At 61.1% G+C, this 20105-nt stretch carries 18 protein-coding genes and 1 pseudogene; 6 read left to right on the top strand and 13 right to left on the bottom strand.

Features of this window, described 5'->3' with window-relative positions:
- Positions 1-62: 62 nt before the first annotated feature.
- Positions 63-1442: a DUF2868 domain-containing protein gene (locus ACZRKZ_RS15255; protein ID WP_463981978.1), complete on the top strand. Its 1380-nt coding sequence runs from the start codon at positions 63-65 to the stop codon at positions 1440-1442.
- Positions 1435-2808 carry a GTPase/DUF3482 domain-containing protein gene (locus ACZRKZ_RS15250; RefSeq protein WP_463981977.1) on the top strand — a complete coding sequence of 458 codons (1374 nt, stop codon included), beginning with the start codon at positions 1435-1437 and terminating at the stop codon, positions 2806-2808. Before ACZRKZ_RS15255 ends, ACZRKZ_RS15250 begins: the two co-directional genes overlap by 8 nt.
- On the opposite strand, the gene ACZRKZ_RS15245 is transcribed toward ACZRKZ_RS15250, so the two are convergent.
- The 7 genes from ACZRKZ_RS15245 to ACZRKZ_RS15215 form a co-directional block, all read right to left on the bottom strand.
- The gene (locus ACZRKZ_RS15245; RefSeq protein WP_463981976.1) at positions 2805-3359 is read right to left on the bottom strand and encodes a phosphonate degradation HD-domain oxygenase; all 555 of its coding nucleotides are present in this window, start codon (positions 3357-3359) and stop codon (positions 2805-2807) included. The two genes, ACZRKZ_RS15250 and ACZRKZ_RS15245, sit on opposite strands and share 4 nt — an antisense overlap.
- Positions 3356-4492 carry a TIGR03364 family FAD-dependent oxidoreductase gene (locus tag ACZRKZ_RS15240; RefSeq protein WP_463981975.1) on the bottom strand — a complete coding sequence of 379 codons (1137 nt, stop codon included), beginning with the start codon at positions 4490-4492 and terminating at the stop codon, positions 3356-3358. The genes ACZRKZ_RS15245 and ACZRKZ_RS15240 overlap by 4 nt, the downstream gene beginning before the upstream one ends.
- 128 nt (positions 4493-4620) lie before the next feature.
- Positions 4621-5637: a putative 2-aminoethylphosphonate ABC transporter substrate-binding protein gene (locus tag ACZRKZ_RS15235; protein WP_463981974.1), complete on the bottom strand. Its 1017-nt coding sequence runs from the start codon at positions 5635-5637 to the stop codon at positions 4621-4623.
- Positions 5638-5670: 33 nt separating this feature from the next.
- Complete coding sequence (locus ACZRKZ_RS15230) at positions 5671-7395, bottom strand: putative 2-aminoethylphosphonate ABC transporter permease subunit (protein WP_463981973.1); 1725 nt, start codon at positions 7393-7395, stop codon at positions 5671-5673.
- A 1-nt stretch (position 7396) separates the two neighbouring features.
- Positions 7397-8461 (bottom strand): putative 2-aminoethylphosphonate ABC transporter ATP-binding protein, encoded by a 1065-nt coding sequence (locus ACZRKZ_RS15225; protein WP_463967739.1) that lies wholly within the window; start codon positions 8459-8461, stop codon positions 7397-7399.
- A 177-nt stretch (positions 8462-8638) separates the two neighbouring features.
- Complete coding sequence (locus ACZRKZ_RS15220) at positions 8639-9505, bottom strand: LysR family transcriptional regulator (protein ID WP_463981972.1); 867 nt, start codon at positions 9503-9505, stop codon at positions 8639-8641.
- Positions 9506-9521: 16 nt separating this feature from the next.
- Entirely contained in the window at positions 9522-11783 is a 2262-nt protein-coding gene (locus tag ACZRKZ_RS15215; protein ID WP_463981971.1) for a heavy metal translocating P-type ATPase, read from the bottom strand.
- An 84-nt stretch (positions 11784-11867) separates the two neighbouring features.
- Here ACZRKZ_RS15215 and cadR point away from each other — a divergent pair, with 84 nt between their 5' ends.
- Positions 11868-12317: a Cd(II)/Pb(II)-responsive transcriptional regulator gene (cadR, locus tag ACZRKZ_RS15210; RefSeq protein WP_463981970.1), complete on the top strand. Its 450-nt coding sequence runs from the start codon at positions 11868-11870 to the stop codon at positions 12315-12317.
- 56 nt (positions 12318-12373) lie between these two features.
- On the opposite strand, the gene ACZRKZ_RS15205 is transcribed toward cadR, so the two are convergent.
- The 3 genes from ACZRKZ_RS15205 to ACZRKZ_RS15195 form a co-directional block, all read right to left on the bottom strand.
- Entirely contained in the window at positions 12374-13345 is a 972-nt protein-coding gene (locus ACZRKZ_RS15205; protein ID WP_463967735.1) for a thymidylate synthase, read from the bottom strand.
- Positions 13346-13396: 51 nt separating this feature from the next.
- On the bottom strand, positions 13397-14209 hold the full coding sequence (gene lgt, locus ACZRKZ_RS15200; protein WP_463981969.1) for a prolipoprotein diacylglyceryl transferase: 813 nt from the start codon (positions 14207-14209) through the stop codon (positions 13397-13399).
- An 84-nt stretch (positions 14210-14293) separates the two neighbouring features.
- The gene (locus ACZRKZ_RS15195) at positions 14294-15076 is read right to left on the bottom strand and encodes a sulfite exporter TauE/SafE family protein (RefSeq protein WP_463967734.1); all 783 of its coding nucleotides are present in this window, start codon (positions 15074-15076) and stop codon (positions 14294-14296) included.
- A gap of 109 nt (positions 15077-15185) precedes the next feature.
- Between ACZRKZ_RS15195 and ACZRKZ_RS15190 the strand changes: the two genes are divergently transcribed.
- The gene (locus ACZRKZ_RS15190; RefSeq protein WP_463981968.1) at positions 15186-15932 is read left to right on the top strand and encodes an NRDE family protein; all 747 of its coding nucleotides are present in this window, start codon (positions 15186-15188) and stop codon (positions 15930-15932) included.
- Positions 15933-15993: 61 nt separating this feature from the next.
- On the opposite strand, the gene ptsP is transcribed toward ACZRKZ_RS15190, so the two are convergent.
- Both ptsP and ACZRKZ_RS15180 read right to left on the bottom strand, forming a co-directional pair.
- Complete coding sequence (ptsP, locus tag ACZRKZ_RS15185; protein ID WP_463967732.1) at positions 15994-18273, bottom strand: phosphoenolpyruvate--protein phosphotransferase; 2280 nt, start codon at positions 18271-18273, stop codon at positions 15994-15996.
- A gap of 22 nt (positions 18274-18295) precedes the next feature.
- A complete protein-coding gene (locus ACZRKZ_RS15180; protein WP_133100907.1) occupies positions 18296-18775 on the bottom strand; it encodes an RNA pyrophosphohydrolase in 480 nt (159 codons plus the stop codon).
- A gap of 143 nt (positions 18776-18918) precedes the next feature.
- Here ACZRKZ_RS15180 and ACZRKZ_RS15175 point away from each other — a divergent pair, with 143 nt between their 5' ends.
- Together ACZRKZ_RS15175 and ACZRKZ_RS15170 are read left to right on the top strand one after the other, a co-directional pair.
- Positions 18919-19575: a histidinol-phosphatase gene (locus tag ACZRKZ_RS15175; RefSeq protein WP_463967731.1), complete on the top strand. Its 657-nt coding sequence runs from the start codon at positions 18919-18921 to the stop codon at positions 19573-19575.
- Positions 19576-19596: 21 nt separating this feature from the next.
- Positions 19597-19686: pseudogene (locus ACZRKZ_RS15170) on the top strand (outer membrane lipoprotein carrier protein LolA); the annotation flags it as partial.
- Here ACZRKZ_RS15170 and ACZRKZ_RS15165 read toward each other — a convergent pair.
- The gene (locus tag ACZRKZ_RS15165) at positions 19687-20100 is read right to left on the bottom strand and encodes a DUF2269 family protein (protein WP_463981967.1); all 414 of its coding nucleotides are present in this window, start codon (positions 20098-20100) and stop codon (positions 19687-19689) included.
- Positions 20101-20105 lie beyond the last annotated feature (5 nt).

Here is a 20105-nt window from a genome sequence, read left to right as displayed (position 1 = left end):
GCATACCCCAACCCACGCCACAGCGGTTATGCTCCAACCTCACTTGCACAACAGGACGGCGCGTGACTGCTCTGACTCCCCTGCACCAACTCTGGCTGACAGAAACCGTGCGCCTGCGTGAAGAACACGCGGGCCCTTTGGAAGACCAGGAAGCCAACCGCCTGGCCCGCAGCACTGGCGGCGACTTGCCGACGCGCATTCAAAACCGCGCCCTGTGGCTGGCCGAACGTGATGGCCTGATCGCCGCCCTGCACCATTGGCTGCAAGGCGCGCGGCTGGCGCTGATGGTATTGGCCGTGATCGCCATCATCAGCGGCGCCGGCCTGGCATTCGCCGCGCTGGGCAACGGCCTGGCGCCGGTCAATGTGTTCTGGGCCCTGGGCAGCCTGCTGGGCTTGAACCTGATCCTGCTCTTGAGCTGGGCCCTGGGCCTGTTGTTTGCCGGCGAGCATGGTGCCAGCCTCGGGCGCCTGTGGTTGTGGCTCAGCGAAAAACTCGCCCGTGACGCCAAGGCCGCGCAACTGGCGCCGGCACTGTTGCTCCTGTTGCAGCGTAAGAAACTCAATCGCTGGGCGGTGGGCGTGCTGGTCAATGGTCTGTGGCTGCTGGCCCTGTTCAGTGCGCTGGTGATCCTGCTGACATTGATGGCGACCCGACGTTACGGTTTTGTCTGGGAAACCACCATTCTGCGGGCCGATACCTTTGTCAGCGTGACCCAAACCCTCGGCGCCCTGCCCGCACTGCTGGGTTTCAGCGTGCCCACCGTCGAGATGATCCGCGCCAGCGGCGATTCGGCACTGAACATCGAAAGCGCCCGCCAAGCCTGGGCCGCCTGGCTGGTCGGCGTACTGCTGATCTACGGCATCCTGCCCCGACTGATCCTCGCATTGTTGTGCCTGTGGCGCTGGAAACGCGGGCGCACCGCCTTGCGCCTCGACCTCAACCTTCCTGGCTACAGCCAACTGCGTGAGCGCTTGATGCCCAGCAGCGAGCGCCTTGGGGTCAACGACGCCGCGCCCGAACAGCTGCATCACGTGACCGGTGGCGTCAGCACCCTGGAAAGCGACGGCGCCCTACTGGTGGCCATCGAGCTTGATGATCAACGCCCTTGGCCACCGAAACTGCCCGCCAACGTCAAGGACGCCGGCATCCTCGACAGCCGCGAATCGCGGCACAAGCTGCTGGAGCAATTGACCCGTTTCCCGCCCGCGCGCCTGGCCATCGCCTGCGACCCGCGCCGTTCGCCAGATCGCGGCAGTCTGGCGCTGATCGCCGAACTGGCCCGCAGCGCCACGGCCACCCGTGTCTGGCTGCTGCAAGCGCCGCCGGGCCAGGCCCTGGATGCTGAACGCCTTGGCGATTGGCATACAGCCTTGCAGCAGTTGCAATTGCCATTCGCCGACTGCGCGCCGCTCAATTGGCTGGAGACAGGTCATGACTAAACCGCTGAAACTTGCCGTGGTCGGCCACACCAATGTCGGCAAGACCTCGCTTCTGCGCACCCTGACTCGGGATGTGGGCTTTGGTGAAGTCTCCCATCGCCCGAGCACCACCCGCCATGTCGAAGGCGCGCGTCTGTCGGTGAACGGCGAAGCCCTGCTGGAGCTGTACGACACCCCCGGACTGGAAGATGCCATCGCCCTGCTCGACTACCTCGAACGTCTGGACCGCCCCGGCGAACGCCTCGACGGCCCGGCCAGGCTGGCGCGCTTTCTGGAAGGCAGCGAAGCCCGGCAGCGTTTCGAGCAGGAAGCCAAGGTCCTGCGCCAGTTGCTGGCCTGCGACGCCGGGCTCTACGTAATCGACGCCCGCGAACCGGTGCTGGCCAAGTACCGCGACGAACTGCAAGTGCTGGCCAGCTGCGGCAAACCGTTGTTGCCGGTGCTCAATTTTGTCAGCAGCGCTGAACACCGCGAGCCAGACTGGCGCGAAGCCCTGGCCCGCCTCGGCCTGCATGCACTGGTGCGCTTCGACAGCGTGGCACCACCAGAGGACGGCGAGCGGCGGCTGTATGAAAGCCTGGCCCTGTTGCTGGAGCATTCCCGGCCACAACTGGAGCGGCTGATTATTGATCAAGAGGCCCAGCGCCAGGCCCGTCAGCAAAGCGCCGCCCGGCTGATCGCCGAGCTGCTGATCGACTGCGCCGCCTGCCGGCGTAGCGTGGTCAGCGAGGCCGATATCGAACAGCAAGCCATCAGCGAACTGCGCAAAACCGTACGCCAGCGTGAACAACGTTGTGTAGAAGCCCTGCTCAAGCTGTTCGGCTTTCGCCCACAAGATGCCGCCGCCAGTGATTTACCGCTGCTGGATGGCCGCTGGGGCGACGACCTGTTCAATCCGGAAACGCTCAAGCAACTGGGTGTGCGGGTTGGCGGCGGTATCGCGGCCGGCGCGGCGGCGGGTGCGGGTGTGGATTTATTGGTCGGCGGCCTGACCCTTGGCGCTGCCGCCCTGGCCGGGGCCATCGCCGGTGGCGCGCTGCAAACCGCCCGCAGTTATGGCAGCCGCCTGCTGGGCAAGATCAAGGGCCAGCGGGAACTGACCGTCGATGACAGCGTGTTACGCCTGTTGGCCCTGCGCCAGCGGCAACTGCTCAAGGCCTTGAATCTGCGAGGCCATGCGGCCATGCACAGCATCAAGGTCGATACCCCCCAGGACAAGACCTGGCGCGAAGGCAAGCTACCTGAAGCGCTGAACAAGGCCCGGGCCCATCCGCAATGGTCGTCCCTCAACCCTCACGCCAAACTGAGCCAGGCCGAGCGCCAGGAGCAGATCGAAGCACTGGCCCTGCGTCTGGACGAAACCTAAGCAACCAACAAGCGCTGGGCCTTGGCCTTCAAGAGGCCCAGGTCCAGCACCGGCACATGCATTTCCTTGGCCTGCTCATCCCAGTGGCGCATACGCAGACTCACGGCGCATAACGGGTCCTGCTCAAACGCCCGCGCTTCATCTGCCGTCATGACGCCACCCTGATAACCCAGTGTGCGGCGACTGGCTTCACTCAGACGCGCGTAGTAATCCGGCTGGCTGAACGTCAGGTAGCGCTTGGCCTGGACGTGGTACTCCACCAGTTTCGCCATCCGCTCGCTGAAACCGGCCCGCCGCAAATAATCAGCCCCCAGCCGCTCATGGCTGACCACGCCATAACCGCCCATATTCTCGCCGCCCTGGCCGCAAAGATGGCCGATGTCATGGAAAAACGCCGCCAACACCACCTCATCATCGAAACCTTCGGCCATGGCCAGTTGCGCGGCCTGGGACATGTGCTCGATCTGCGACACCGGTTCGCCGATGTAATCGGCTGAGCCATGTTGCTCGTAAAGGCCGAAGACTTCGGCAATGGCGTGTTCAACCTTCATTCAGCTCCTCCCCACAGATCGGTGATATTGCCCTCGGCCATCGCCGGCCCCACGCTCATGCCCACGCCGGTGTGCATCAACGCCGCACTCACACCCGGCGCCACCCGCAAGAACGAAAACGGCCCCGGCCCGCGGGAACCATAAACGCCCTGCCAGCGTTCCAGCACCTGAATCTCGCAGCCTAGCGTGTGCTCGGCCAGTTCGATCATCCAGTTATCCACCTGTTCGGCGTTGAATGGTGAGGGATCGCTACCGTAATGGTGGGAATCGCCGATGATCAGTTCACCATAAGGCGTCGGGCTGATCAGCAGATGGATGCCGTTTTCGTGCAGGTGTGGCGTGTCACGAAGGATTTGTGCCTGTACCGCCGCCGCTTCCGGCAGGTCAGCGAAGGCACCGTAATGCACGCAGCTCAGGCCGGTCAGCAGTGCGTGCTGCAGATTCAAATCTACCTGAGGCTTGGCCCGCAGCATTTGCAGGCGGCAGGTTTGCGGATTGAGTTCGGCAATGTGCTCGGCCAGCAGGGTTTGGTAGTCATGACCGGAGCAGACGATGATCTGCTCACCGCGAAAAGTCCCGGCGGTGGTATGCACCTGACCGGGCTCGACGTCGCGTACCAGCGTGGAAAAGTGAAACTCCACCTTGAGTTCGCGACTCAGGTAGTTGATCAACGCCGGGATAGCTTCGCGCGAATACAGTTGCTGATCGTCCTGGCCAAGGAGCGCAGCGCGGTGATGGCGGAACTGGCCGCCGTACAGATCATTCATCGCAGCGCCCTGTAGCAGCTCAACGCGGTAGCCATGCTCCCGGGCGCGGCCGGCGCAAAAAGCTTCCAGCAAATGTTCTTCCGCTTCGGTGCGGGCAAACAAGTAGGAGCCGTTGCGCTTGAGCTGAATGCCGGCCAACTGCGCCCATTGGCCCCAGATGTCACGGCTTTGCCGTGCCAGGTCGAGCATCGGGCCTGGCGGCTGGCCGGTGACCAGGGCCTGGCCGAAGTTGCGCACCGAGGCGCCCAACGGCGTGGCGCTGCGCTCGAACACCTGGACCCGCAAGCCACGCTTGGCGGCGGCGTAGGCATGGGAAAGGCCGAGGATGCCGGCGCCGATGATCAATAGATCGCTGTGATGTGTCATGAATTTCGCTGCCCCTTGTAGGAGCGAGCTTGCTCGCGAAGAACGTTAACGATGACGCGGCATCCTGAATGCACGCGTCGCTCTCAGGTTTTTCGCGAGCAAGCTCGCTCCTACAGTAACGGTGGTAGTTATTGTTTTTCCGACTTGCCGTCATAGCGCTTGCGCCACTCGGTCAGGATGTTGTCGCGGTTTTTCGAAGCCCAGGCGAAGTCGTTCTTGATCAGCCGCTGCTCATAGTCAGCCGGCAATTCGGTCTGCGGCTTGGCAATACCCGGCTGGGCGAGAACGGCGAAGTTCTCTTTATACAGGTCCATCGCGGCAGTGCTGGCAGAGAAGTCGGCGAGCTTCTTCGCCGCGTCCTCATGAGCGGTGCCCTTGATTACGGCGGTGGCTTCGATGTCCCAACCCAGGCCCTCTTTGGGCAGCACGATGTCCAGCGGCGCGCCTTGGCGTTTCAACTGAACGGCTGGGTATTCGAAGGAAATCCCGATCGGGAACTCACCGGAAGCCGCCAGCTTGCACGGTTTGGAACCGGAGTGAACATACTGGCCGATGTTCTGGTGCAGGTCGTCCATGTACTGCCAACCCTGCTTCTCGCCGAAAGTCTGCAGCCAGGCGCTGACATCCAGGAAGCCCGTGCCGGACGACGCCGGGTTGGGCATGACAATCTTGCCCTTGTACTCGGGCTTGGTCAGGTCTTGCCAGCTGATCGGCTTGGTCAGGCCCTGCTTTTCAGCTTCGACAGTGTTGAAACAGATAGTCGCGGCCCACACGTCCATGCCGACCCAGGCCGGAGGGTTGGCGGCGTCACGGTAGTTCGCGCCGATCTTGCCCAGCTCTTTCGGGGCGTAGCTTTGCAACATGCCTTGTTGATCAAGAATGGCCAGGCTGGACGCGGCCAAGCCCCAGACTACGTCAGCCTGCGGGCGGACTTTTTCAGCCAGCAGCTTGGCGGTGATGATCCCGGTGGAGTCGCGCACCCATTTGATTTCAATATCTGGGTTGGCGGCTTCGAAGGCTTTTTTGTAGGTCTTCAACTGCTCGGCTTCGAGGGCCGTGTAGACGGTCAACTCGGTTTTCGCAGCGAAGGCATTCAGACTGAACGCAGTGAGCACAGCAGCGGCTAACGCCAGGGGCTTGAACATGGTGCAGTTCCTTTTTAATGGGGACGGATTTATTTATTGACCAGGCGCGGTTTGGCGCCAGGCCTGGGAGCGGCGCAACAAACCGCGTGAGGCCCACGCCAGCAGCAGCGATACGCCCGCCGAGGTGAACAGAATGAGCGTGGACATGGCCGCCGCACCGCCAACATTGCCGGCGTCGTCCATGTTCAGAACCGCCACCGCCGCGAGGATGGTGTCGGGGCTGTAGAGGAAGATCGCCGCCGAGACAGTGGTCATCGCCGAGACGAACAGGTAGCGCACGATGTCCAGTAACGCCGGCAGGCAAATCGGCACGGTGACCCGTAGGTAGTGGCGGTAAAGCGGCGCCTTGAGGGACAACGCGGCGGCTTCAAATTCCGCGTCCAGTTGGCGCAGGGCCGTGGTGGCGGTCATTTGTGCGGTGGTCAAATAGTGAGCAATGGTGCACACCACCAGCAGGGTCATGGTCCCGTAGAACACATGCAGCGGGTTGCCGGGGAGGTTGAAAAAGAACACGTAGCCCAGGCCCAGCACCAGGCCCGGTACCGCCATCGGTACGAAACTGAGCATGCGCAATGCCAGGTTCAGGCCGCGTTGGCCGTGGGTCTTTTCCATCAGGTAGGCGCCGGTGAAGATCAGCACGCTGCCAATCAATGCCGTGCACAGGGCCATGGTCAAACTGTTGCGATAGGCCAGCCAGCCGCCGCCCGCCGTGTCGTTGAACTGGTAATGGTTCAGCGACAGCGACAGGTTATAGGGCCAGAACTTCACCAGCGATGAATAGACCGCCATGCCGAACACCAGCAGCAACACCGCACAGATCAGCAGGACGATGGCCAGGTAACAGCCGTCCCGCAGCCGCGATGGCGCAGGTTGAAAGACCTGGGCGCGACCGCTCATGGAGTCACCATGACGACGGCGCAGCCAGGCATCGACGCCAAAGCTGAACAGCGCCGGCAGCAGCAGTACCATGCCGATCAAGGCGCCACGGCCAAATTGTTGTTGGCCGACCACCGCTTTGTAAGCTTCCAACGCCAGCACTTGATAGTCGCCGCCCACCACCACAGGAACGCCGAAGTCGGTGATGGTCAGGGTGAACACCAGGCAGAACGCCGCGAATACCGCCTGGCGCGTTGCCGGCCAAGTGATGCTGCGAAAAGCCCGGGCGGGGCTTGCACCCATACTCGACGCCGCGTCGAACAGCCGCGCATCCGCCAGGGACAGCGCCGACAATAGGATCATCAGCGCATGGGGAAAGGTGTAGATCACTTCACCAATGACAATGCCCCAGAAGCCGTAGATGTTGTCCGACAGCAACCCGCGCAACATTCCCTGGTTGCCGAACAGATAGACCAGTGCGATACCCGGCAGCATCGAAGGCGCCATTAGCGGCAGTAATGACATGCCGCGCCAGATGACCTTGCCGGGGATCAGTGTGCGTTGCAGCGCGTAGGCAAACAGGTAGGCCAGCGGTACGACGATGGCCGAGACACTGAGGGAAACCTTCAGGCTATTGCCCAGCAGCCAGTGGAAATTGTCACTGGTGAGCAACTCGCGCGCAGCCACCAGGCCACCGCCCTGCCCATCCTCAGCGCTGAAACCACGCCAGAAGATCGCCAGCAGCGGTAGCAACACCGCCACGCCCAGCAGGAGCAACAGCAGCAGCTTGCCGCCCAGTACGAAAATGCGGTCGCCGCGTTCGGCACGGGAAGCCTGACGAGCCACGTTGCCGGGTATCGGCAGGGTCATGTCGGCGGCCATCTCAGGCAAACACCTGCAGGCTGCGTGGCGGCAGCGCGACCCAGATGTCCTGGGCGCCGAGGCGCGGCATGGCTTCCGGGGCCAATTCGGCGAGCAGCGGATGGCCAGGCAATTGGTCCAGTTCAAAGCTCATGCGGCAGCGGTTACCGAGGAAGGTGATCTCGCGGACCTTGGCCGGGAACAGGTTTTCCTCATGCACTGGCGGGTTGACGCTGATGGCTTCGGGGCGGCAGAACAAACGACCTGATGCCGCTTTGCCAGAGTTTTCGGCCAGGCGCACATTCATCCCGCCGACCTGGGCATGGCTGGCGCTGTTGCGGCTGAACGGCAGCCAGTTGCCTTGGCCGACAAATTCGGCGACGAAAGGCGTGGCCGGGCGATCGTAAATTTCCTGGGGAGTGGCGTATTGCTCGACCTTGCCGTTGTTCATCACGGCGATGCGGTCGGCCATCAGCATGGCCTCGTCCTGATTGTGGGTGACCATCAGGGTGGTGATGCCTAGGCGCTGTTGCAATTGGCGCAGTTCGGTACACAGATGCTCGCGCACGCGGGCGTCGAGGGCGGACATCGGCTCATCAAGCAACAACAGCGACGGTGCGGGCGCCAGGGCACGGGCCAGGGCCACGCGTTGTTGTTGGCCGCCGGAGAGTTGGCCGGGGTATTTTTTTTCGCTGCCCAGCAGGCCCACCAGTTCCAGCATCTGCCCGACGCGCTTGCGTACTTCATCGCGGCCGCTGCCGGCCAGGCCGTAGCCGATGTTCGCTTCGACAGTGAGGTTGGGAAACAACGCGTAGGACTGGAACAGAATGCCGTAGTCCCGCGCCTGAGGGGCCAGCAGGGAAACGTCGCGCTCACCCAGGTACAACTCGCCACTGTCCTGGCGCTCCAGCCCTGCGATACAACGCAACAAGGTGGTCTTGCCGCAGCCGGATGGGCCGAGCAGGCACACCAGTTCACCGGCGGCGACATCCAGGGACACGTTGTCCAGAGCGGTAAAGGCGCCGAAACGCTTCTGGATACCGCGCACCTTCATCGGCGCGCCGGGGTTGGTCATGGCTGTGTTCATGGAGGCACCTCATCAAACTGATGAAGGCCATCCTAGGGAGCAAATGCGTAGCTCGTGTGGCAGGAAGGCAAAAGTGAGCGATAGTGGTATTGGTAGATTTGGGTAGGGCTGAACAATTATTTGTGGCGAGCATACCTTGTGTGGCGAGCGGGCTTGCCCGATCGCCACACAAGGTAGTCAGCCCGCTGGCGACATTTCCTGCGCCAACCCCAGAAAAGCCGCCGGCAACCGCGCACCCTTTCGCTCCTTGAGGCAGTACAGGTATTCGGCAATCTGCGGCGCATTCTCGATGGTCAGCACCCGCAATTGCGGATCATGGGGCACTTCCTGGCGAGCAATGATGCTGATGCCAATATTGCGCAGCACCGCCTCGCGAATCGACTCCCGGCTGCCAATCTCCAGCAGCGGGCCGTAACTCACCCCCGTGCCCTGCAACATTTCTTCGGTCAGCCGCCGAGTGGTGGAACCTGCTTCGCGCATCAATAAGGTGTGCCCGGCCAGGGCGCTCAACGGCACAGGGTCCAGCACCGCCAGAGGATGATTGCGATGTACCGCCAACACCAGCGGATCGGTGCCCAATACCCGACGAATCAGGCGCGGGTCTTCCAGCAATTGCGACGACGCGGCGACATCCACCCGGTAGTCTTCCAGCGCTTCCAGCACCTGCTGGGAGTTGCCGATCTCCACCGAGACTTCCACCTGGGGCAGCCTTTCGCGAAAGGTTTTTACCAAACCGAGGATGTAGTACGGAGCGGTCGCGGCAATTCTCAACGTGCCCTGGACCTGGCCGCTGTTGCGCAGGAAAAACTCGATATCGCTTTCCTGCTGCAACAACGCCTTGACCATCGGTAGCAGCCGCGCACCTTCGTCACTGACCGTCAGGCGGCGCCCGCCCCGATAGAACAGCTCAACCGAATACTGGCTTTCCAGATGGCGAACCTGGGTGGTCACCGTGGGCTGGCTCAGGCCTAGCTTTTTCGCCGCCTGGGTAATGCTACCCAGGCGGGCGACCATATAAAACGCCTTCAGCTCAGCACTCAGCACACCACCCTCACATCGACTATTTGCGCAACAAGCGCAGACCATTGAACACCACCAGCAGGCTCACGCCCATGTCGGCGAACACCGCCATCCACATGGTGGCCATTCCGAGGAAGGTCACCGCGAGGAAGATCACCTTGACCACCAGCGCCAGGGCGATGTTCTGCTTGAGGATACTCGACGTTTGCCGCGACAACCGTATGAATGCCGGAATCTTGCGCAGGTCATCGTCCATCAGCGCCACGTCGGCGGTCTCGATGGCGGTGTCGGTACCGGCGGCGGCCATGGCAAAACCGATCTCGGCACGGGCCAGCGCCGGGGCGTCGTTTATACCGTCGCCAACCATGCCGACCCGATAGCCCTTGCCGTAGAGGGCTTCAATCGCTTGCAGTTTGTCGGTGGGCAACAGGTCGCCCTGGGCCTGATCGATGCCGACCTGAGCGGCAATCGCCTGGGCGGTATGGGTATTGTCGCCGGTGAGCATCAGGGTTTTGATACCCAGGTCGTGTAACTGCTGGATCGCTTCGCGGCTGCTGTCCTTGACGGTATCGGCCACAGCGAACAGTGCCAGCGGGCCGGATTTGTCCAGCAGCAGGACCACGGACTTGCCCTGTTTTTCCAGGGCGAAGAGTTTTTCTTCCAGGGCCGGTGAACACAGGCCCAGTTCTTCCACCAGACGGTGGTTGCCCAGATAGTAGATTTCCCCGTTGATTTCGCCGCGTACACCACGACCGGTCAGGGCTTCGAAGTTATCCACAGCATGCACGGGCAGTTTTTTATCCACAGCCGCGTTGGCGATGGCCAGGGACACCGGGTGATCGGAACGACCAGCAAGGCTCGCCGCCAGTGCCGGCGCACTGTCTTCAAGGTTGGGGAACAGCGCCAGGTAATCGGTTTGCACCGGCTTGCCGTGGGTGATGGTGCCGGTCTTGTCCAGGGCCAGGTAGTCGAGTTTGTAACCGCCCTCCAGGTACACACCACCCTTGATCAGGATGCCTTTGCGGGCGGCTGCAGCCAGGCCGCTGACGATGGTCACCGGGGTGGAAATCACCAGCGCACACGGGCAAGCCACTACCAGCAACACCAGCGCGCGGTAGATCCAGTCGAACCAGATGCCGCCCATGAACAGCGGTGGAATCACGGCCACACCCAAGGCAAAGAGGAACACTACCGGGGTGTAGATTTTGGAAAAGCTATCGACAAAGCGCTGGGTCGGCGCCCGCGCCCCCTGAGCCTGCTCCACGGCGTGAATGATCCGCGCCAGGGTGGAGTTGTTGGCTGCCGCGGTGACTTTGTATTCCAGGGAACCGGCCTGGTTGATAGTGCCGGCGAAAACCTTGTCGCCGACGGTTTTCTCGATGGGCAGGCTTTCACCGGTGATGGGCGCCTGGTCGATGGTCGACTGGCCGGACACCACCTCGCCGTCCAGGCCAATGCGCTCGCCGGGACGAACCCGTACGATAGCGTCCAGTTCGATGGTTTTAACGTCTTTTTCAATCCAGCTTCCGTCAGCCTGACGAACCGTGGCCTGCTCCGGAGTCATCTGCATCAAGCCGCTGATGGCGTTGCGCGCGCGGTCCAGGGACTTGGCCTCGATCAACTCGGCCACAGTGAACAGGAACATCACCATGGCCGCTTCCGGCCACTGGCCGATGAGGACCGCGCCAGTCACGGCGATGCTCATCAGGGCGTTGATGTTCAGGTTGAGGTTTTTCAGGGCTATCCAGCCCTTTTTATAGGTGGTGAGGCCGCCGCTGAGGATCGACACCAGCGCCACCAAGGCAATCACCCAAGTCGGTGCGGCGTTGGTGAAGTGCAGCACTTCGGCGCCCAAGGCACCGAGGCCGGACAGCGCCAATGGCCACCAGTGTTTCTTGGCCGGAGGCGCGGCGGCGGCGATACCTTCCTCGATCGGATCGGCCTGCATCCCCAGAGACTTGATGGCCTCGATGATCGGTGCCGTTGTCGGCAAGTCATGGGTCACACCGAGGACGCGGTTGATCAGGTTGAATTCCAGTTGTTGCACGCCAGCGAGCTTGCCCAGTTTGTTCTGGATCAGCGTCTGCTCGGTGGGGCAGTCCATGGCTTCGATGCGGAAGGTGCTCAGCCTGGAGCCTGCGGTGGGCGCTTCGCTCAATTGCACCAGGGACGGTGCCGCGGCGCCGGAGCAGCAAGAGCTGCCATGATCATGCTTTTGTACAGGCTGAAGCTTTTCGCCGTGGTCATGGTCATGGTCATGATCATGATCATGCTTGTGCGGGGTGTGGATAGAGTCGCTCATTGGTCGGGTCCGGAAAGGTGCCTGTTGCCAAGTAAAGACCCTGTAGCCACTATAGGGTCAAGCACCCTTTTGGAGATTGCTGCGATGAAGATCGGTGAATTGGCAAAACTGACGGATTGTCAGGTGGAAACCATCCGTTATTACGAGAAGGAAGGCCTGCTGCCGCCGCCCGCGCGCAGCGAGGGCAATTACCGCTTGTACACCCAGGCCCACACCGAGCGGCTGACCTTTATCCGCAACTGCCGCAGTCTGGACATGACCCTTGAAGAAATTCGCAGCCTGCTGGGTTTGCGAGATAGCCCGCAGGACCAGTGCGAAAACGTCAATGCGCTGATCGACGAGCACATCCACCACGTCAAGGCGCGGATCGATGGGTTGTTGGCGTTACAGGGACAGTTACTCGACCTGCGCCAGCGTTGTGGCGAAGGGCCGGATATTGATCAATGTGGGATTTTGAAGCGACTGGAGGTCAGCGGAGGTGTGGCGGCGAGTGAGGCGGAGCATTCCCATGTGGGCAGGAGCCACGGCCACTAAAATCGCCCCTGTGGCGAGCGGGCTTGCCCGCTCGCCACAACAAGTCGGCTCTAGTGTCAGACCGCCATCGGCGCTGTCATCGGCGCATGGTGCTCGTAACCTTCCAGCGAGAAATCGCTCGGTTCGATCTGCTCCAGCCACTCCGGCTGGTACACACCCGTCTTGGCAAACTCCGGCACACGGTCACTGATCACCAGCTTGGGCGCCGCGAACGGCTCGCGCTTGAGCTGTTCGTTGAGCATGTCCAGATGGTTTTCGTAGACGTGGGCGTCACCGATGAAATAGGTGAACCAGCGCGGCGTGTAACCCGTCAGACGGCCGATCAGGCTCAGCAGCGCGGCGCCCTCGGTGAGGTTGAACGGCGTGCCCAGGCCTAAATCGTTGGAGCGAATATAGAGCGTCAAGGATATTTCCCTGGTCTCAACGTTGGGATGGAACTGGTACAGCAGGTGGCACGGCGGCAAGGCCATTTCATCGAGCTGGGCGCAGTTCCAACCATGGAACAGGATACGCCGGCTGCCCGGGTCCTTGATGATGGTGTCGACGCACTGGCGAATCTGGTCAATGGCCTTGTACAGCACCACATAGGCCTGACCGTCTTCCTCGCCTTCGGCGATTTGGCGGTAACCCTGGCTTAGGGTCTGCTCGATGGCAGCCTGGTTGCTGACCGGAATCTGCTTGTACGCCGGCCATTTGCGCCATTGCACGCCGTAGATCTCGCCAAGGTCGTCATCCCCCTGGCGGAACGGGTTGGCCAGCCATTGGGCGTTTTCGTTGGCGTTCTGGTCCCAGACCTTGCAACCCAGGGCGCGGAATTCAGCAGCGTTGTTCACCCCACGCAGGAAGCCGACCATCTCGCCAATCGCCGATTTGAAGGCCATTTTTCGGGTGGTGATCGCCGGAAAACCTTCCTGCAGGTCAAAGCGCAGCATCGCACCGGGAAAGCTGATGGTATTCACGCCGGTACGGTTGGCCTGCTTGGTGCCGTTCTTGATGACGTGGGACACCAGATCGAGATATTGCTTCATGTCATTACCTGCATCGTTGAAGCCGAAGCCCTCAGGCCTCGGCGTTCGAATTTAAAGCGCGGTGTTCTTGATCGGTTGCGGGCGATTGTAAGCCCACCACAGCAGACCCAGGCCGGCGAGGATCATCGGGATGCTGAGAACCTGCCCCATGGTCACCCAACCAAACGCCAGGTAGCCCAGTTGCGCATCCGGTACCCGCACGAACTCGACGATAAAGCGGAAAATCCCGTAGAACAGCGCGAACATCCCCGATACCGCCATGGTAGGCCGCGGTTTGCGAGAGTAAATATAGAGGATCAGGAACAGCGCCACGCCTTCCAGGGCGAACTGGTACAGCTGCGACGGATGGCGCGGCAGTTGCGAAGGGTCGCTGAACGCCGGGAACACCATGGCCCACGGCACATCGGTCGGCTTGCCCCACAATTCGGCGTTGATGAAGTTGCCGATACGCCCGGCGCCCAGGCCAATCGGCACCATCGGTGCAATAAAATCCATCAGTTGGAAGAACGATTTGCCGTTGCGTCGGCCGAACCACCAGGCCGCGACCATCACACCGATAAAACCGCCGTGGAACGCCATACCGCCTTTCCACACTTCGAAAATCAGCGTCGGGTTGGCGATGTAGGCACTCAGGTCGTAGAACAGCACATACCCCAGGCGCCCGCCGACGATCACGCCCATCGACATCCAGAACACCATGTCGGAGAGCTTCTCCTTGGTCCAGGTCGGGTCGAAACGGTTCAGACGCCGGGAAGCCAGCAGCCATGCACCGCCGATGCCAATCAGGTACATCAACCCGTACCAGTGGATTTTCAGCGGACCAATGGCCAGGGCCACCGGGTCGATATGCGGGTAAGGCAGCATTGCGACTCCTCGTTAAATCATTCGTTATTGCGCACGGACCATGCCGGGACGCGATTAAGCCTGCGTTACATAAAATAAGCTTCGTTACAGCAGAAAACTTAAACCGACACAAAACAACAGGCCGGCAAACAGCCGCTTGAGCAAGCGCGGCGACAATCGGTGAGCCAGGCGCGCGCCGAAACGGGCGGCTAGCATACTGGTCAGGGCGATACCCAGCAGCGCTGGCAAATACACGAACCCGAGACTATGAGCGGGCAACAGCGGATCGTGCCAGCCCAAAATCATGAAACTTAATGCACTGGCCAGGGCAATCGGCAAGCCGCAGGCCGATGAGGTAGCCACAGCCTGGCGCATCGGCACGCTGCGCCAGGTCAGGAACGGCACGGTCAGCGAGCCGCCGCCAATGCCGAAAATCGCTGAAGCCCAGCCGATCACCGTGCCCGCCAGGGTCAGCCCGACCTTGCCCGGAACCGTTCGGCTGGCCTTGGGCTTGACCTCCAGGGCCAGTTGCACAGCGACGATCAGCGCGAATACGCCGATGATCTTCTGCAAGTGAGGCCCCGAGATGGCTTCAGCCGTCAACGCGCCAAAACCTGCGCCGATCAAAATACCGACGGTCATCCACACAAAAATCGGCCAACGCACCGCGCCAAGCCGATGGTGCTCACGCACGGCATTGACTGAAGTGAAAATAATGCTCGCCAGCGACGTTCCTACCGCCAGGTGAGTCAATACCTGCGGATCAAAACCCTGCAAAGTGAAACTGAACACTAGCACCGGAACAATAATAATCCCGCCGCCCACGCCAAACAGCCCAGCGAGCACGCCTGCACAGGCGCCCAGCAGCAAATACAGCAGAAATTCCATAGGCACCCTCAAAATCAGACCGGCATGTTAACGGATGCGGGGCGCAAGGCGGAACTGGATGCGATGGATAGCTATGGGTACAGTGGGAAAAACACAAAGGGATCGCCTTATGTGCCTGATTGTTTTTGCCTGGCGGCCGGGCCATGTCCAGCCGCTGATCGTCGCGGCCAACCGTGATGAGTTCTATGCCCGACCCAGCCTGCCGTTGGCCCAGTGGCTCGATGCACCGCAGGTTTACGCGGGGCGTGATCAGGAAGCGGGGGGCACATGGCTGGGGGTTGGCGCGGATGGGCGCTTTGCGGCGCTGACCAATATTCGCGATCCGCACCAGCCACCGGCGCGCAAGTCCCGGGGGGAGCTGGTGTCGCGTTTTCTCAGTGGTTCGCTGCCTGTTGACGATTATTTGGCCGACGTTAACGGTAGGTCGATTGAATATGCCGGGTTTAACCTGTTGATCGGAACGCGGGATGAGCTGTGGCATTACAACGCCAATGATTCGGCGTCCACTCAGTTGGCGGCGGGGGTTTATGGGTTATCCAATGCAGGGCTGGATACGCCGTGGCCCAAGTTGCTCAAGGCCAAGGCGGCGCTGACAGAGGTGCTGGACGACCCGCAGCCGGAAGCCTTGCTGGGAATTTTGAGCGACCCGCACACAGCGTCTTTCGCCGACTTGCCGGATACCGGCGTGGGATTGGCGACTGAGTATTTGTTGTCGAGTGTGTTTATTGCCAGCCCCAGTTATGGGACGCGAGCGAGTACGGCGCTGATTGTGAATGCCGATGGGACGCGGCACATCGTCGAGCGCAGCTTCGGGCCCTATGGTGGGCAACTGGGAGAAGTCGAGCTGAGGCTTTAGGCAGGCTTTTGTGGCGAGCGGGCTTACCCGCTCGCCACAAAAAAACCACTCGCTGCCAGGTTTAGAGGGTCTTCGCCGAAGCCGGATTGATCATCCGCGCCAACCCAAGGTTCTTCAGCGCCAGCTGCAGCGAGCTGTGGATAACTTGCGGGTTGTCGATGGTCATCAACTCTGCCAGTAGCTCCTTGGCCTTGCTCAGGTTGATCTGACGCAGCATCCATTTCACCTTCGGCAGGTTGGTGGCGTTCATCGAAAGGCTGTCAAAGCCCATCGCCATCAACAACACTGCCGCCGCCGGATCGCCGGCCATTTCACCGCAAATACTCACCGGCTTGCCTTCGGCATGGGCGTCGCGCACCACGTTCTGCAAGGCTTGCAGCACTGCCGGGTGCAGGTAATCGTAAAGATCGGCCACCCGTGGGTTGTTGCGGTCCACCGCCAGCAGGTACTGGGTCAGGTCGTTGGAGCCCACCGAAAGGAAGTCCACCTGCCGCGCCAGTTCCTTGGCCTGGTACACCGCCGCCGGAATTTCGATCATCACGCCAATGGGCGGCATAGGCACGTCGGTGCCTTCGTCGCGTACTTCGCCCCAGGCCCGATGGATCAGGTGCAGCGCTTCTTCCAACTCGTGGGTGCCAGAGATCATGGGCAGCAGGATGCGCAGGTTGTTCAGACCTTCGCTGGCCTTGAGCATGGCGCGGGTCTGGACGAGGAAGATTTCAGGATGGTCGAGGGTGACGCGAATGCCGCGCCAGCCGAGGAAGGGGTTGTCTTCTTTGATCGGGAAATACGACAGTGACTTGTCGCCGCCAATGTCCAGGCTGCGCATGGTCACTGGCAACGGATGGAAGGCGGAAAGTTGCTCGCGATAAATCGCCAACTGCTCCTTTTCGCTGGGGAACCGTTGATTGATCATGAACGGCACTTCGGTGCGGTACAAACCGACCCCTTCAGCGCCACGCTGTTGCGCTCGGGCTACGTCCGCCAGCAAGCCGGTGTTAACCAGCAGCGGCATGCGGTGGCCGTCGAGGGTTATGCACGGCAGTTCCCGCAGGGCATCGAGCCCCTGGGACAACTGGCGTTCTTCTTCCACCACTTCGGCGTATTGCTTGCGCAGCACTTCGCTGGGGTTGGTGTAGACCTCGCCGTGGTAGCCGTCGACGATCATCTGAATGCCGTCGACCTTGGAATACGGCAGGTCCACCAGGCCCATCACCGTGGGGATGCCCATGGCCCGTGCCAGAATCGCCACGTGGGAGTTGCCCGAACCCAATACCGAAACCAGGCCCACCAGCTTGCCCTCCGGCACTTCGCCGAGCATGGTGGCGGTCAGTTCTTCACTGATGAGAATGGTGTTGTCGGGGTAGACCAGCGTCGTGGAACGTTCTTCCTGCAGGTAAGCCAACAGACGGCGACCTAGGTCCTTCACGTCCGAGGCTCGCTCGCGCAGATAGGCGTCGTCCATCAATTCGAAACGGTTGACGTGATCGGTGACCACCTGGCGCAGTGCGCCCTGGGCCCACTGGCCAGTCTTGATCACGTCCTTGACTTCGCTGCCCAGGGACGCGTCGTCGAGCATCATCAGGTAAACATCGAACAGTGCCCGCTCTTCGGGGCGCAGTTGGGTAGCCAGCTTGGTCGACAGGGTGCGCATGTCATTGCGCACGCCTTCGAGGGCGGTCTTGAACAGGCCGATCTCGGCCTCGATATCGGTAACCGTCTTGTCCGGTACCACGTCGAGGTCGGCCGGTGGCAACATGACCACGGCGGTGCCAATAGCAGCGCCTGGCGAACCGGGCACGCCGACGAACTTCGCTTCCTGGATGCCTTTGCCCTGACGGCCCAGGCCGCGGATCGAACCGGTGGCCTCGGCGTGGGCAATAACCCCGGCCAATTGCGCGCTCATGGTCACGAGGAAGGCTTCTTCACCTTCGTCGAACTGGCGGCGCTCTTTCTGCTGAATGACCAACACGCCAACAACGCGGCGGTGGTGAATGATCGGTGCACCGAGGAACGAGGCGTAACGCTCTTCGCCAGTTTCGGCAAAGTAGCGATAGCGCGGGTGATCGGCGGCATGTTCGAGGTTCAGGGGTTCTTCACGCGTCCCCACCAGGCCCACCAGACCTTCATTGGGCGCCATGCTGACCTTGCCGATAGAGCGCTTGTTCAAGCCCTCGGTGGCCATCAGGACAAAACGGTTGGTCTCGGGGTCCAGCAGGTAAACCGAGCAGACCTGGCTGCCCATGGCTTCCTTGACGCGCAACACAATAATCCCCAACGCCGCCTTGAGATCCTTGGCGGAGTTAACTTCCTGGACGATCTTGCGCAGCGTATTGAGCATGGCTCGGGGTCGAACTCCGTCGTCAGTCGCGCGCTAAAAGGCGCGGGGCAAGCTCTTTGAGAGCGCGACGATAAACCTCGCGCTTGAATGTCACCACCTGGCCCAACGGATACCAATAACTGACCCAGCGCCAGCCATCGAACTCCGGTTTACCGGTCAAATCCATCCGCACCCGCTGCTCGTTGGAGACCAGGCGCAGGAGAAACCATTTCTGCTTCTGGCCGATGCACAGCGGTTGGCTGTGAGTCCTGACCAGACGTTGCGGCAAACGATAGCGCAACCAGCCCCGGGTACAGGCGAGTATTTGCACATCTTCTCGCTCAAGGCCTACTTCTTCGTTCAACTCACGGTACAAGGCGTCTTCAGGGGTTTCGTCGGGGTTGATTCCGCCTTGAGGAAACTGCCAGGCATCTTGGTTGATACGGCGAGCCCATAGCACCTGTCCGGAATCATTCGTAAGAATAATCCCGACATTAGGACGGAAACCATCGGGGTCGATCACGGCAACAACCTCGCAAACGCATGTCGCCGCATTGTTCCACAAAGGTTGATCCAGCGGCAACGAGGCTGCTTACCTTATGTGCACTCTTGTGAAAAGACCGTATTCTGGACGCCTTTTTACAGACTTTTCAGCGAGTAACCGCAATGCGCCTGGCTTTATTCGACTTGGACAACACGCTTTTGGGCGGCGACAGTGACCACGCCTGGGGTGATTACCTATGTGAACGGGGCATCCTCGATGCCGTCGCCTATAAGGCCCGTAACGACGATTTCTACCAGGATTACCTGGCCGGCAAGCTCGACAACGCCGCCTACCTCAACTTCTGCCTGGAAATTCTCGGCCGCACCGAGATGGCCCAACTGGACGAATGGCACCGCGATTATATGCGCGACTGCATCGAGCCGATCATGTTGCCCCTTGCCGTTGAATTACTGGCCAAACACCACGCTGCTGGCGATAAGTTGGTAATCATTACCGCCACCAACCGTTTTGTCACCGCGCCGATTGCCGCACGCTTGGGCGTTGAGACGCTGATCGCGACGGAATGCGAGATGGCGGATGGCCGCTATACCGGGCGCAGTACCGATATCCCGTGCTTTCGCGAGGGCAAGGTGACGCGCTTGAATCGGTGGCTGGAAGAGACCGGGTACAGCCTGGAAGACAGCTATTTCTACAGTGATTCGATGAATGACTTGCCGTTGCTGGAGCAGGTGACACACCCAGTGGCGGTGGACCCAGACCCAAGTTTGCTGGCCGAAGCCAAGAAACGCGGCTGGCCCGTCATCACCCTGCGTAGCTGAGAACCCACTGTAGGAGCGAGCTTGCTCGCGAAGAACGTTAACGAAAACGCGGGGAATCTGATTCCCCGCTGCGTCCTCAGGTTTTTCGCGAGCAAGCTCGCTCCTACAGTGTCAGACAGGCTTGGCGCCCATCAACCCGGCAATCGCCACGAACCCCACCAGACTGACAACTGCCAGCGCCAAGGTGAAACTCAGGCTGCCTGTCCCGCCCAGTCGCAGTCGATTAAGCCGCGCCACTAACCAGAACCAGCTCAACGCCGCCACGGTGTAGATCACGCTGGAACCCAGGATCCAGGTCTGCCCCAGCGGCCAGCCGATCAGATGCGCCAACCACCAGCCGGTGAACGGCATGCTGACCAGGCAAATCCCCATCAACAACCAGACGAACACCCACGGCCGTTGCACGGTATAGGCAGGCCCTGCGCTGCGTTTGCGCCAGGCCAGCACGGCCAGCCCGAGACCACTGAGTAGCAGCAATACGGTGGCTGCTATGTGGATAACTTTGAGGGTAGTCAGCGTTTCCATGTTCT

This window comes from Pseudomonas sp. c313, assembly GCF_055407145.1.
The sequence above is the reverse complement of the archived record's forward strand: the minus strand, read 5'-3'. Positions and strand labels throughout refer to the sequence as shown.

Coding starts and splice junctions, on each gene's coding strand:
- ACZRKZ_RS15250 (WP_463981977.1), top strand. CDS start 1,435: ATGACTAAACCGCTGAAACTTGCCGTGGTCGGCCACACCAATGTCGGC.
- ACZRKZ_RS15245 (WP_463981976.1), bottom strand. CDS start 3,359: ATGAAGGTTGAACACGCCATTGCCGAAGTCTTCGGCCTTTACGAGCAA.
- ACZRKZ_RS15240 (WP_463981975.1), bottom strand. CDS start 4,492: ATGACACATCACAGCGATCTATTGATCATCGGCGCCGGCATCCTCGGC.
- ACZRKZ_RS15235 (WP_463981974.1), bottom strand. CDS start 5,637: ATGTTCAAGCCCCTGGCGTTAGCCGCTGCTGTGCTCACTGCGTTCAGT.
- ACZRKZ_RS15230 (WP_463981973.1), bottom strand. CDS start 7,395: ATGGCCGCCGACATGACCCTGCCGATACCCGGCAACGTGGCTCGTCAG.
- ACZRKZ_RS15225 (WP_463967739.1), bottom strand. CDS start 8,461: ATGAACACAGCCATGACCAACCCCGGCGCGCCGATGAAGGTGCGCGGT.
- ACZRKZ_RS15215 (WP_463981971.1), bottom strand. CDS start 11,783: ATGAGCGACTCTATCCACACCCCGCACAAGCATGATCATGATCATGAC.
- cadR (WP_463981970.1), top strand. CDS start 11,868: ATGAAGATCGGTGAATTGGCAAAACTGACGGATTGTCAGGTGGAAACC.
- ACZRKZ_RS15205 (WP_463967735.1), bottom strand. CDS start 13,345: ATGAAGCAATATCTCGATCTGGTGTCCCACGTCATCAAGAACGGCACC.
- lgt (WP_463981969.1), bottom strand. CDS start 14,209: ATGCTGCCTTACCCGCATATCGACCCGGTGGCCCTGGCCATTGGTCCG.
- ACZRKZ_RS15195 (WP_463967734.1), bottom strand. CDS start 15,076: ATGGAATTTCTGCTGTATTTGCTGCTGGGCGCCTGTGCAGGCGTGCTC.
- ACZRKZ_RS15190 (WP_463981968.1), top strand. CDS start 15,186: ATGTGCCTGATTGTTTTTGCCTGGCGGCCGGGCCATGTCCAGCCGCTG.
- ptsP (WP_463967732.1), bottom strand. CDS start 18,273: ATGCTCAATACGCTGCGCAAGATCGTCCAGGAAGTTAACTCCGCCAAG.
- ACZRKZ_RS15175 (WP_463967731.1), top strand. CDS start 18,919: ATGCGCCTGGCTTTATTCGACTTGGACAACACGCTTTTGGGCGGCGAC.
- ACZRKZ_RS15165 (WP_463981967.1), bottom strand. CDS start 20,100: ATGGAAACGCTGACTACCCTCAAAGTTATCCACATAGCAGCCACCGTA.